A 12,174-nucleotide genomic window follows, 5' to 3' on the forward strand; every position below is an offset into this window, starting at 1 on the left:
GTCTATGACGACAGTATGGAAAATATCACGGGTATCGTTATGACAAAAAAGATCTTTAAACAGGCACTTAAAGATGACACTGTATCTTTAAACACTGTTAAGAAGGATATCTTTAAGATCTCTGAGAATCTGCCTGTTTCTAAAGCACTGGATCTTTTCATTAAGAAAAAAGAGCATATGTTCTTGGTGCTTGATGGGTATGATCAAACAGAAGGAATTGTAACACTTGAGGACTGTGTAGAAACTATCTTGGGTGTCGAGATCGTCGATGAGAGTGACAGTGATGCAGATATGCGAGAGGTCGCAAAGCAAAAAATGCGTCTTAAGCGTAGGTTAGACAGTATTTCCAGAGATACGGAATAAGGTCTCTTTTGTCATTGGCAACACTTGGTTTATCTTCAGAGATATTGAAAGCATTAAGTGATAAAGGCTATGAGTCTGCTACACCGATTCAAAAAGCTCTTATCCCGGCCATGTTCGCACGTCGGGATATTATGGCTGGTGCACAGACCGGTACAGGTAAGACAGCCGGTTTTACCTTACCTATATTGCAAGAGTTAAGTAAAACATTTGTGGAGGGTCAGCATTACCCTAAAGCAGTTATTTTGGTTCCTACACGTGAGCTAGCGAAACAAGTCCATGAAAGTATTGAAGCTTATGCAAAGTATCTTCCTCTAAAAAGCATTGTCCTTTTTGGTGGTGCAAATTTAACTTCACAGGCTAATAGACTCAAAGCTGGTGTAGACATCATCGTAGCAACAAGTGGACGTCTCTTGGAGCATATAGGACAAAAGAACGTCAACCTTGAAAGTGTTGACTATCTGGTATTGGATGAAGCTGATACTATCTTGGATATGGGTTTTGTACATGAAGTGAGCAAAATACTTCAGCATCTTCCATCAAGAAGACAAAATATACTCATCTCTGCGACACTTTCTGGCTCAGTTAAAAGATTGGCAGAACAGATACTTGAAAAACCAAAACTAATAGAAGTAGACAGTATGGGAACTTCTGCACACTCTGTAGAGCAGATAGTCTACCCTGTCGAAAAAGAGAAGAAAACAGAGTTACTCTCTTATCTCATAGGATCACGTAATTATAAACAGGTTCTTGTGTTTGTACGTAAAAAAGAAGTAGCGGATGAAGTGACCAAAGAGTTAATCCTTTCAGGACTTACAACAGCAGTGATACACGGAGGTAAAACTTCAGGTGAGAGATCAAGAGCACTGGAAGGATTTAAAGAAGGAAAAATACGTGTACTGGTTGCTACAGATATTGCAGCACGAGGTTTAGATATACCAGCCTTGGGTGTGGTGATGAACTATGACATTCCTCACGTCACCGGTGACTATATTCATCGTATTGGTCGTACTGGAAGAGCAGGAGCCAAAGGATTGGCTATCACACTCATCTCACCTTTGGAGATGGTAGCATTGAAAGATGTAGAACGTCTTATGGGAAAAAATATTCCACAAGAGAAATTAGAAGGTTATGCTCCTAAAGCTATACCTAAACAAAAAGGTGCCCGTAAAAATCCCAATGAACATAAAAATACTGATGGGGCTTTTGGTAAAAAGAAAACCAAAACAGCTTCTGCACCTAAGAGTAAAAAACGTAAAACAACTAAGCGTGATGGTTTTAAAAAATTTGATGTAGAGAAGCCAAAGACAGATAAGAGAAATAATAAACGCGGAAGAGGTAGAAAATAAATCCGTGTTTATTAGTATTTAAAGCGTTTATTTAGCTTTAAAATCTTTTAAAATTGCCAATGTTAATGTATCTTTGCCGTTAATAACTTTCTTTCCGACATAAAGCTTTACACTGTGGAAAAGAAAAAGTTCACCCGCATAGTTGATCCCCAAAATAAAAGTATAATCTCCAAAAGTGAATTTTTTCAATCCTTTTGCTTCCGGTTTATGGGTAGGGGACTCAATATAAAAACAGACTTCGTTAGGAAAGCCACTTGTACGGCTATCATTGTTATTCAAATGTACTTCACCTAATTCCGAGGTAACCTGAAGGGAGAGTTTTTGATCGAGTTCATGTGTTCGTATATTATATGATCCAAATGTAAATTGCATACCTAGTTCCTTCTTTTTTTGCTTATATTATAATCTTTATTTAAATAGTTTTGAATGATTTTTTGTCTAATTAATAGGCAAATTATCGTGTGGCACAGTTCTTGGTGTTTATCTTAGTCATTGAATGATGGTTTATATTTCCTTTAAAGAAAACTTTCCTATTTCTTCTAAAAAGGTAGTGGCATAAGACCCTTTAGGAAGATAAAACTCAACTGTAAGTTTCCTAGATTGATTGTCATACTTTGTTTCTACCTCTTTAGGCCAGATCCAAGCGTAACGTCTGTCACCCTTTAAACTACTTAACTCTGCGTCATCATACTCTTCTTCAAGATGGTAGGCATCACTTTGTGCACGTAGTGCATTAGCTCCACATAGTAATCCTGTAGGAGAAGTTTTCCCCTGTTTAAATATTTGTGCACTTTGCATCATATCTTTTACAAAGTTTGTTTTACCGTGAGGATAAGGCATGATGATATCCCCTATAAAGAGTTTGAAAAATTGAGGTTGCTTGGCCAAGACTTTAATAAGTTCGAGTGGGTATTGCAGTTTTTTGGCTGATTCCTCTGCGTTATGGTCTCTGATAATTGCAGAGAGTTTTACTCTTGAACCCAGCCACTTGTTGTAGAGATAGCTTTGGTAAGCTGAGACAAGCAGTTTTTCTTTACTTCCTTTCAGTCGTTTACCTGAATGTGCGATCTCTTTACCTTGTAAGTATGAACGGCTGTCTTCTCCAAATCGCTGGTATCCATAATAGTTTGGTATACCATCGACTTGCATTTTTTTTGCAGTGGTATTGAAAAACTTTGATTCATTTTCAGATATCTTATGCAGGACGATGGAAAAACGATTGCCCTTGAGGTGACCTATTTTGATAGGTGATTTGTTATAGGTACGTTCAAGTATTTCTATTTTTTCTGTCGTGAGATTTTTATTTAATTCTTTTTCGTACTTCTTTGGAAGTGAAATGTATTGTATTGTAGTTGCATTTTTATCTTTAAGACCTGCATAACCGATATCACGTTCTTCAAGACCTGTTGCTTTAGCTAGAACAGTGATGAGTTTCCATGTACTCATGTCTGTTTTTTTGATCTTGAGTATAAGGTAGTTTCCTGTACCGGTAAAAGTGTATAGAGGTATCTCTTCAACAAAAAATCGTTCGATGGTTTGTTTAAAATCAAACTTAAGTGGGGTATGGTTATAGGCGTAGGTTTTAATGTGATTCATGGTGAAATTATAGCGAAATAATTATGTATTGAGGGTATTTAAATAGATAAGATGGGTGGAGTATTACGCGAAATGAAGAAACATTATAAAATCCTCTATAGTGGTATATTTTATAAGGTTTTGAAAATCATGCAGACCTTAGAATAAATGATAATATCATCTCAGATGCAAACTACCATTTTTCTTGATTGCAATATCTTTAAGAGTTTTAGTATTTTCACTGAAATAGGGTCGATATTATCCACCTGTTTATACCTTTATGTACCTTCTGCTAAACTATAAATAACAGATCTATAAGGAAATTGAAATGAAAAAATTACTTCTCACCGCTCTTTTATTGAGTGGACTAAATGCAGAAACTTTTCTAGATGTAGAAAAAAGATGTTATAAGGGTAGTATGATTGATTGCTATAATCTAGCTCTTATGTATGAAAGTGGTGAAGGAATAAGACAAAGTTTTTATAGTGCTGCAAGGCTATTTAGAATGGTTTGCAATGCAGGTGAACCCAAAGATGTATATCTTCAAGCTTGCTATAATCTAGGATTCATATATTTTCTTGGTAAAGAAGCAGGAATAAGACAAGATTTTCGCCAGGCAATCACGCTGTTTTCAAAAGCTTGTAGTAATGGTGAACAGAAAAGCTGTTATCAATTGGGTATGATGTATGCTAATGGCGATGGTACTAAGCAAAACTATTCAACAGCCAAAGAGTATTTTAGGAAAGCTTGTGATCTTGGTCACAATGATGGATGTAAAGACTACGTAGAAATAAATGAGAGAGTAACAAGGTGAGGATCAGGAACTACTGTTTGCAATTCCAAGTCTAAACAGAACCACGACCATGACTATGGCATTCTCTTTATGATGATACAAAGATGTTATAATAATACCAATAAAGCACTAGAAGATATTAAAAGTATTTTTACCAGTTAATTCAAAATCTGTTATCATAAAAGGGTTAGAAAGTCGTATGAAATCAATTTTAAAATTCATCAAATTTTTTATACTTCTTAGTGGTCTGTTTACTATGATACCAACAGTCAGTCTTGCTGAAGAAAGCTATAAGAGGGAGATCGATCATTTGCTTCATTATGTTAAAGATACACAATGCCTTTATGAACGTAATGGCGAACAACACAGTGGGGACGATGCCCACAAGCATATCACTAAAAAATATAAGTACTATGCAGATGATATACACACTGCAGAAGACTTCATTCGTTTGAGTGCCACACAGAGTATGGTTTCGGGTCAAAAATACTATATCATATGCCCAGATAAAAAGCGTACGGAAAGTGGAAAATGGCTTCTCCTAGAGTTGCACAGGTATCGTTCGGTCTGTCCTTAGAAAGCATGGTATCATTGTCCAATACAGTAGATATTTTAGTTAAAAACATCAAATAATGAAAAGAGTTTTATGATCAGAAAACAATATTTTACCTATCTTATACATATGATCATTGCGCTAAGTGTCACTTTCCTTTTTTCTGCGTGTAGCCAGAAACAGCCGAAATCTCCTGTGCCCAAAGAAGTAAGTGTGACAAAGTTACCTAAAGGTAAAGCACCACTTTTGAATGACTTGAGGAAAACCGATAAAAAACTTGCAAATAAATCGGCTTTTTATCCTCTCTCCATGCCAACTGATGCTTTTGCAGCAAGACTGTTTTTAATTGACAATGCGACAACCAGCCTTAATGTACAGTATTATATCTATGAAGATGATCGTATAGGAAAAGTTTTCACTGCACATCTTTTAATGGCAGCTCAGAGAGGCGTAAAGGTACGTATCCTTATTGATGACCTGATCATTTCTGGAAAAGATGAAGCATGGGAAAGACTTGCATTGCATCCTAATATAGAATTGCGTTTATTCAATCCAAATAGCCTTAGAACTTCATTTCGAAACATGGCTCTGCTTTTTGATGTCAACCGTCTGGGAAGAAGAATGCATAACAAAGCCTTGATAGCTGATGGTTCAGCTGCTATCATTGGAGGTAGGAACATAGGTAATGTCTATTTTTCCTTAAGTGAAGAGACACTCTTTCTTGATTATGATGTATTGGTTACAGGTAAAGTTATCCCTGATATTTCTGAGGAATTCGACATCTATTGGAACAGTAAAGAATCAGTACCCTCTAAAGATATTTTTGCCTATAGTGATCCAAAATTGAGCCTTGCTGTAAAAAAAGATCTGGAAAATGAACTCAAGGCATTTAGCAATAGTGCTATAGGAAAAGCTATTATCAACTCGGACTTTAATCAAAAGATAGCCCATAATGACCTTCAGCTTACTGTGGCCAATCAGACAGATTTTTATTATGACCATCCAAGCAAAGTAAATACGGATGAAAATGATGCCTCAACTCATATCTCTTCACAGATCAGTGAAGATCTTATGCATATTCAAGATGACCTTGTCGTCATCTCTCCTTATTTCATTCCTAGTGATAAGATGATGGCCAAACTCAAGACCTTGAGAAAGAAAGGGATCACGGTCACTGTCATTACAAACTCCTTGGCGTCTACGGATGTTTTTCTTGTCTATGGTGGGTATAAAAACTATATTAAAGCATTGGTTGAGATGGGGGTTGACCTCTATGAGATCAAACCGCACAGTTTCAAAAAGTTTTTCAAAACACAAGAGTGGGCACAACACCAAAACCTTTCTTTGCACACCAAAATGATGATTTCTGATAGTAACAGAATGGGGATAGGCTCTGCCAATATGGACCCTCGATCAGATAAGTTGAATACGGAAATATTTATGGTGGTGAGTAGCAGTGAACTTGCCAAAGAACAAAGAGATAAAATAGGCAAACTATTAAATTTGAATAATCTATATAAACTCTCCTGGGGAAAATATCCTACTGAGTTTGAAGATGACCTGACACAATATGGTCCCATTTGGCATACCATAGAAGAGGGTAAAGAAAAAATGTACTATTCTCCTCCACAAGTAGGTGTTTTTAAAAAACTAGGTGCAGAGCTATCTTCACTGCTGCCTATTAAAGGATACCTCTAAGAACCTTTTATTGTTGAAAGGGAAAAGAACTTCAAGAGAGTTTATTAACTGAGCTAAATAAAAGATTGTATCAGCCGCATTTTCCGGGTGCACATTTCATGCCGTTAAATTGTCCTGTCATTGTCCCTTCAATACTTCCTTCGTGCATTTTGTCCATTCTCTCTTTCATCATTTGAGGATGTGCTACAAAGTTATATCCTTTATAAAGCGTGATTCCACCATAGAGTATGACAAGTAGGGAAGCCAGTTTCATCATGGTACCACGCAGTGACCCTTTTTGTAAGAGTTTTGTGATAAACCCTAAAAAGAAGAGTGCAGGGATTGTAGCCAGCCCAAAGGTTGCCATGACCAATGCCCCTGCAAAAGGGTCTGCCGTACTTGCTGCAAAAATAGCAAAAGCGTAGACCAGCCCACAGGGAATGATACCATTGAGTAAGCCTAAAAGATAAAAACTACTATAAGATGTTTTTGACATCAGCTGCTTAAAGCTGTTTTGATACCATGCATATTTGGAAACGGACCATTCCGCAGAATTAAGAAATTTGATATTTCCAATGAGTGAAAGACCTGCGAGTATCATCAATATACCGGTGATGATGAAAAGTATCCCTTTCGTGGTGGGTGTAAAAGCGACTACTTGTCCTACGTATCCAAATACAGCACCCAAAATAGTATAGGTCGTAACACGACCAAAGTTGTAGGCCAAGTGTGAAGCAGTTTGTTGTAAATAAGTCGATTTTTGATCTATTTTTGTAGAAGAGTAGGCAACAACAATTCCCCCACACATACCTATACAATGTCCGACACTCCCTAAAAAGGCAGTTGTCAGGATAATAATTAAATCGATATTGCCCATTTATTCAGCCTCTTTTGTAAATAATATCAAACTATAGTATTATTTTGTTAAAATAGTGTTAATAATATATGAGGATAGGATTTTGTTTAAAGGCTTAAAACGGAATATAATGAAAATGTTTAGAGAGCTGTTGGTGTACCATCATAGTTCTTTAGAATATAGGGCAAAGATCTTAACACTTATGATTTCCGCAAATGGTGATATATGTGAGTGTGAAAAGCAAAAACTCAAAGAGATAGCACATAGTATCTATGGTGACGATCAAGAAAGAGCAGAGCTTCTAATAGATACGGTCAATGAATATCATTCAAAGATCATGACTAACAATGGACTTGATTTTGAGCATCTTATTCAATTGGTTGCAAGAGAAACCAAAGAAGTGCCTCGCTTTACAGCAAAGATAGATATGGGGCTTCTTATACAACTACATGAATGTATGGACATTGAAGAAGATATTCTTTTTCAACAGCGTATTATAGAGTTCTTACAAGGGCTCAAGGATGAATATGGAGTGGTATAGATTTATCATTTCAGGAAAAGTACAGGGTGTTTTTTATCGTAAGTCTGTTTCCCAGGGAATGATGAAAAAACAATTTAAAGGATATATTCAAAATCTTCATGATGGTACAGTAGAGGTTGTTGCTGAAATATTTGATGATGAATTTGATGTCTTTTTACATATACTGAAAGAGGGTTCGCTATTGAGCGAAGTAAATGATATTCAATATGAGATCATAGATAATGCAGAATTTACAACAGATGGTTTTGAGATTCGATACTAGGAGTGCAGGATGAGTAGTGGTTGGGGATGTCAATTTATGGGTACACATGGTGATGACAAAGAATGGTGTTTAAAATTGAAGCATCACTGTGATCCAGGGTGTAAAGGATGTATCATTGCTGGTCAAGTAGAGTTCTCCACACTTAATGTGAGTGAAGAACAAGAGAGAAAAGTGAAGAATCGAAGTGACAATCCTCTCTCTGAGAAATAACTATGTCATCTCTTTTTCAAATTTCGCTTTGAGTTTTGCTATTTTTGGCGGAATCACAGCCATACAATATCCTTGCATTGAGTTTTGACGATAATAGTCTTGATGGTAGGTTTCGGCTGTATAATAGCACTTTAAAGGTTCTATCGTAGTCACGATAGGATCCTTGAAGTCTGCTTGAGCAGCATTGAGTGCAGCCTGAGCAGCCTCTTGAGTCTCTTCGTCCGTGTAGAGAATAGTTGAACGGTACTGTGTCCCTCTGTCTGCACCTTGTCTATTGAGTGTAGTAGGATCATGTATGGCAAAAAAGATATCCAATAGGGTATCTGAAGTGATGATAGTGTCATCGTATGTGATCTTGATAACTTCTGCATGTCCTGTATCTCCTGTGCAGATATCTCTGTAGGTTGGATCAGGTGTGTCACCATTAGCATAACCACTCTCAACATCACTCACTCCTTTGAGTAGTTCAAATACTGCTTCAGTACACCAAAAACATCCACCGCCAACAATAAGTTCTTTTTTTGACATTTTATTCTCCTTTTACACTACTGAATACCTTTGAAATACTCATATAGTTTATTAATCTTATATTTATTTTATTTGCTATAATACCTAAGAAATTAAGAATTAATCTAAATATGGAGCATTTCTCATGAATGTTAATGTTGTATGTCCACATTGTTTCAAAGTAAATCGTATTCCTAAAAAAGAGTCTTATGCCAAAGCCAACTGTGGTGGATGTAAGAACTCTTTACTTAACAGCGCACCAATCTCTGTAGATGCAGACAAACTGGGTACCTTTATAGCGAATTCAGATATCCCTGTGGTTGTAGATTTTTGGGCACCTTGGTGTGGTCCTTGTTTGCAAATGGCTCCTGCTTTTGAAGAGGCTGCTTTGGCTATGCCGCTTCAGGCACAGTTTGTAAAAGTCAATACAGATGAACAGCAAGCATTGGGAGCACAGTATGGTATACAGAGTATACCTACACTTATCGTGTTTAAAAATGGTAAAGAAGTAGATAAGCTTAGTGGAGCATTGAGTTCGGATAGACTGCAAAGTTGGGTTAGGCAGTCTTTGTAGATGAATAAAATATTATTACTGGAAGATGATGCCAATCTTAATGAAACGGTCACTGAATTTCTAGAAGAACAAGGGTATGATGTAGTGAGTGTCCATGATGGATATGAGGCACAAGAAAAACTTTATGAAAGCAAGTATGATCTATTGCTTTTAGATGTCAATATACCTGGTATGAATGGTTTTGATCTTTTAAAAGAGGCTAGAGAAAATGATGTGGTGGCACCTGCCATTTTTATTACCTCTTTAGACTCGGTAGATGACTTGGAAAAAGGTTTTGAAAGTGGTTGTGATGATTATATACGGAAACCTTTTGCGCTTAAAGAACTCTATATACGTGTTGATACACTCCTTAAACGTGCTTTTTATCATGAATCAAAAGAATTGATACAAATTTCAAAAAACATTGCTTATGATATAAAGAACAATGAACTTATTATTGATGGAGAAACAGTATCTTTAGGACATAAGGAGTCAATGCTTTTAAAGCTTTTTATGAAAAATGAGGATGAGGTCGTTGTGCATGAACGTATCTATGAGCATTTGTGGGACTTTGATGAAGAACCCAGTGATACGGCACTTCGTACCTACATTAAGAATCTTCGAAAAATCATAGGTAAGGAAAGAATTGTTAGTATCAAAAAACAAGGCTACAAATTCACTGCTGAAAAGTGAGAAGAAATCTCTTTTTAGATTTTTAACACTTTATGTAGCGATGGTTATATTGATGATCACGTTACTCTCACTATTTTACTATCAAAGTCAAGAAAAACTTATGCTTTCTGATCAGAGGGCCATGTTGACCAAATATGCCTACATACAAACAAAAAGACTTAAAGTCTTACATCATTTTTTTGATGAAAGAATAGACTATCCGCGTGATCCACGTTTTAAATCAGCTATTTATGATCTGGAACATATGAAAATATTTTCTTTACTTGAAGATGAAAATGTCCATTTTGATGAGGAAGAGATATATATAACTAATAATCATATACATCTAGTGAAGACATTAGATGATTTTTATTTGGGCACAAAATATCTTATTATCGAAGTGAAAGATAGTAGTGAATGGATAGGGGAGACATGGAGAAACATCATAGTCTATGGCTTTCTTGCTTTTATCTTTTTTATGTTGTTTGGACTCTATCTGATGAAATTATTCTTAAAACCGATGCGTGATTCCATTGTTCTGTTGGACAGATTCATTAAAGATACCACCCATGAGCTTAATACACCACTCTCTGCGATACTGGCAAACATAGAGATGATGGATACGGATGTTATGGTAGAGAAGAATAAGACAAAACTTGCACGTATCAATATAGCAGCTAAAACAGTCTCTGTTCTTTATAAAGATCTCATGTATCTTACGCTTGAACATGAAAAAGCCAATCAGGATGAAGAGATAAAGATCAAAGAACTGATCTATAATAGGGCAGAATATTTTGCTGTCTTAGCGCAGTCGAAACATATTGAGTGCAACTTAGATTTGGAAGATGCTACGATCACTATGGATAAACGTAAACTTACCAGGGTGATAGATAACCTTATATCCAATGCGATCAAATATAATAAACGCAACGGTACTGTGGGTATAAAATTAAGAGATGGAATGTTGGTTATCTGGGATACGGGTATAGGTATGGAAGAAGATAAAATACCTTTTATGTTTGATAGATATATGAGATTTAATAATAGTGAAGGTGGTTTTGGTGTTGGACTAAGCATTGTTAAAAATATATTGGATGAATATGATATCTCTATAAAAGTGGAATCAAAAGTAGGGGAAGGTACAAGGATGGTGTTAGCATGGTAAAACCTTTGATCTTATGTCTGGTATTGGTATCGGGAGTTTTTGCACAGGATGCATATGAACGTCATTGTGTTGACTGTCATAAAGAGTTACCCACATCATTACAACGTATGTTTATGCGCTATCTTCTTGTTTATAGTGGTGAACAAAATGTGAAAGCAGGACTGAAACATTATTTAAAACATCCTTTAAGAGAGATCTCGGTCATGTCAGATCTATTCATCGATAATTATGGTATTAAAGAGAAAACTTCATTAAGTGATAGTGACATTGATGAAGCTTTGGATATATATTGGGATAAGTTTAAGGTTTTTAATAAGTTGAAGTAGTTACAATAATGTTGGATAAGGTTATATTATAAAATAAAAGGAATTCTATGAAAAAATTAGTTACAGCACTTACCCTTGTGGCATTTGCTATGGTCAGTGCACCTACAGTATCAGAAGCAAGTGTAAAAAAAGGGCAAAAAATCTATAAAAAGAAGATGAGAAAATACTGTGGATTCTCTGGTGTGAGATTTGCAAGAGAGCATACCCAGGATGAATGGGAAGAGCTATGGGATGATGGCGAATTTCAGGCAGAGACAAAGAAACTATGTCCCAAATTACCTTTAAAGAAAATTAAAAAATCTTGGTGGCCACATGTATATGAATTTACTTATGAATATGGTACAGGTGGATCACACGTTCCAAAGTGTTAATCATAGTGTAACTTCTTGAAGCAGTTTTTTACATTCTGCTTCTTAATAAAACTACTTCACAATACTTTCACAATTAAGTGTTATTATACATCATCCAAAAAATCAAAAGGATATAAATGAACAATATTACTAAATTAGCAGTTGCTGCTTTACTTGGTATGACTTTACTTTCATCAACTGCAACAGCAGATATAAAGAAAGGTCAAAAGATTTATCTTAAAAAGTTAAAAGCTCCTTGTAACATAGGTGGTGCAAAATTTGCTCAAAAACATACACAGGATGAGTGGGAAGCTATCCATGAAGCTGGTAAATTTGAGGCTGAGGTAAAGAAAATTTGTCCTAAAGTCAAAAAAGTGAAAGCTAAATACATTCCACATGTATATGACTTTGTTTATGAATATGCA

General features: G+C 35.8%; 18 protein-coding genes. 14 read left to right on the forward strand and 4 right to left on the reverse strand.

Going from position 1 to position 12,174, the window contains the following annotated elements:
- Together WBM70_RS03370 and WBM70_RS03375 are read left to right on the forward strand one after the other, a co-directional pair.
- Window positions 1-363, forward strand: a 363-nt coding sequence (locus WBM70_RS03370; protein WP_424557097.1) for a CBS domain-containing protein, incomplete at its 5' end; no start/stop codon positions are given.
- 8 nt (window positions 364-371) lie between these two features.
- Window positions 372-1,709 (forward strand): DEAD/DEAH box helicase, encoded by a 1,338-nt coding sequence (locus tag WBM70_RS03375; RefSeq protein WP_424557098.1) that lies wholly within the window; start codon window positions 372-374, stop codon window positions 1,707-1,709.
- Window positions 1,710-1,736: 27 nt separating this feature from the next.
- Here the strand turns inward: WBM70_RS03375 and WBM70_RS03380 are convergent, their stop codons facing one another.
- Together WBM70_RS03380 and WBM70_RS03385 are read right to left on the reverse strand one after the other, a co-directional pair.
- Window positions 1,737-2,081 (reverse strand): hypothetical protein, encoded by a 345-nt coding sequence (locus WBM70_RS03380; RefSeq protein ID WP_424557099.1) that lies wholly within the window; start codon window positions 2,079-2,081, stop codon window positions 1,737-1,739.
- A gap of 132 nt (window positions 2,082-2,213) precedes the next feature.
- Window positions 2,214-3,305, reverse strand: a complete 1,092-nt coding sequence (locus WBM70_RS03385) for a tRNA pseudouridine(13) synthase TruD (protein ID WP_424557100.1) — start codon at window positions 3,303-3,305, stop codon at window positions 2,214-2,216.
- Window positions 3,306-3,612: 307 nt separating this feature from the next.
- Here WBM70_RS03385 and WBM70_RS03390 point away from each other — a divergent pair, with 307 nt between their 5' ends.
- The 3 genes from WBM70_RS03390 to WBM70_RS03400 all read left to right on the forward strand — a co-directional run bounded on the left by WBM70_RS03390 (window position 3,613) and on the right by WBM70_RS03400 (window position 6,328).
- Window positions 3,613-4,098 carry a tetratricopeptide repeat protein gene (locus tag WBM70_RS03390; protein WP_424557101.1) on the forward strand — a complete coding sequence of 162 codons (486 nt, stop codon included), beginning with the start codon at window positions 3,613-3,615 and terminating at the stop codon, window positions 4,096-4,098.
- Window positions 4,099-4,276: 178 nt separating this feature from the next.
- Window positions 4,277-4,654: a DUF5329 family protein gene (locus tag WBM70_RS03395; RefSeq protein WP_424557102.1), complete on the forward strand. Its 378-nt coding sequence runs from the start codon at window positions 4,277-4,279 to the stop codon at window positions 4,652-4,654.
- A 69-nt stretch (window positions 4,655-4,723) separates the two neighbouring features.
- Window positions 4,724-6,328 carry a phospholipase D family protein gene (locus WBM70_RS03400; RefSeq protein ID WP_424557103.1) on the forward strand — a complete coding sequence of 535 codons (1,605 nt, stop codon included), beginning with the start codon at window positions 4,724-4,726 and terminating at the stop codon, window positions 6,326-6,328.
- Between the two features lie 70 nt (window positions 6,329-6,398).
- Here the strand turns inward: WBM70_RS03400 and WBM70_RS03405 are convergent, their stop codons facing one another.
- On the reverse strand, window positions 6,399-7,184 hold the full coding sequence (locus WBM70_RS03405) for a sulfite exporter TauE/SafE family protein (protein ID WP_424557104.1): 786 nt from the start codon (window positions 7,182-7,184) through the stop codon (window positions 6,399-6,401).
- Between the two features lie 109 nt (window positions 7,185-7,293).
- Here WBM70_RS03405 and WBM70_RS03410 point away from each other — a divergent pair, with 109 nt between their 5' ends.
- The 3 genes from WBM70_RS03410 to WBM70_RS03420 are packed head-to-tail and all read left to right on the forward strand — an operon-like array spanning window position 7,294 to window position 8,176.
- Window positions 7,294-7,704 (forward strand): hypothetical protein, encoded by a 411-nt coding sequence (locus tag WBM70_RS03410; protein WP_424557105.1) that lies wholly within the window; start codon window positions 7,294-7,296, stop codon window positions 7,702-7,704.
- Window positions 7,691-7,966 carry an acylphosphatase gene (locus tag WBM70_RS03415; protein ID WP_424557106.1) on the forward strand — a complete coding sequence of 92 codons (276 nt, stop codon included), beginning with the start codon at window positions 7,691-7,693 and terminating at the stop codon, window positions 7,964-7,966. The genes WBM70_RS03410 and WBM70_RS03415 overlap by 14 nt, the downstream gene beginning before the upstream one ends.
- Before the next feature lie 9 nt (window positions 7,967-7,975).
- On the forward strand, window positions 7,976-8,176 hold the full coding sequence (locus WBM70_RS03420; protein ID WP_424557107.1) for a hypothetical protein: 201 nt from the start codon (window positions 7,976-7,978) through the stop codon (window positions 8,174-8,176).
- Here WBM70_RS03420 and msrA read toward each other — a convergent pair whose 3' ends face one another.
- Complete coding sequence (gene msrA / locus WBM70_RS03425) at window positions 8,177-8,704, reverse strand: peptide-methionine (S)-S-oxide reductase MsrA (RefSeq protein WP_424557108.1); 528 nt, start codon at window positions 8,702-8,704, stop codon at window positions 8,177-8,179.
- A gap of 124 nt (window positions 8,705-8,828) precedes the next feature.
- On the opposite strand from msrA, the gene trxC reads away from it, so the two are divergent.
- The 6 genes from trxC to WBM70_RS03455 all read left to right on the forward strand — a co-directional run.
- Window positions 8,829-9,257: a thioredoxin TrxC gene (trxC, locus tag WBM70_RS03430; RefSeq protein WP_424557109.1), complete on the forward strand. Its 429-nt coding sequence runs from the start codon at window positions 8,829-8,831 to the stop codon at window positions 9,255-9,257.
- Complete coding sequence (locus WBM70_RS03435) at window positions 9,258-9,929, forward strand: response regulator transcription factor (RefSeq protein ID WP_424557110.1); 672 nt, start codon at window positions 9,258-9,260, stop codon at window positions 9,927-9,929. It abuts the gene before it with no gap.
- Entirely contained in the window at window positions 9,883-11,073 is a 1,191-nt protein-coding gene (locus WBM70_RS03440) for a sensor histidine kinase (RefSeq protein ID WP_424557111.1), read from the forward strand. Before WBM70_RS03435 ends, WBM70_RS03440 begins: the two co-directional genes overlap by 47 nt.
- Window positions 11,067-11,399, forward strand: coding sequence for a hypothetical protein (locus tag WBM70_RS03445; protein WP_424557112.1), 333 nt, complete (start codon window positions 11,067-11,069; stop codon window positions 11,397-11,399). The genes WBM70_RS03440 and WBM70_RS03445 overlap by 7 nt, the downstream gene beginning before the upstream one ends.
- A 47-nt stretch (window positions 11,400-11,446) precedes the next feature.
- Window positions 11,447-11,770, forward strand: a complete 324-nt coding sequence (locus tag WBM70_RS03450; protein WP_424557113.1) for a hypothetical protein — start codon at window positions 11,447-11,449, stop codon at window positions 11,768-11,770.
- 116 nt (window positions 11,771-11,886) lie between these two features.
- Window positions 11,887-12,174, forward strand: a 288-nt coding sequence (locus WBM70_RS03455) for a cytochrome C (protein ID WP_424557114.1), incomplete at its 3' end; no start/stop codon positions are given.

It is taken from the genome of Sulfurovum sp. (assembly GCF_049668085.1).
GTDB lineage: Bacteria > Campylobacterota > Campylobacteria > Campylobacterales > Sulfurovaceae > Sulfurovum.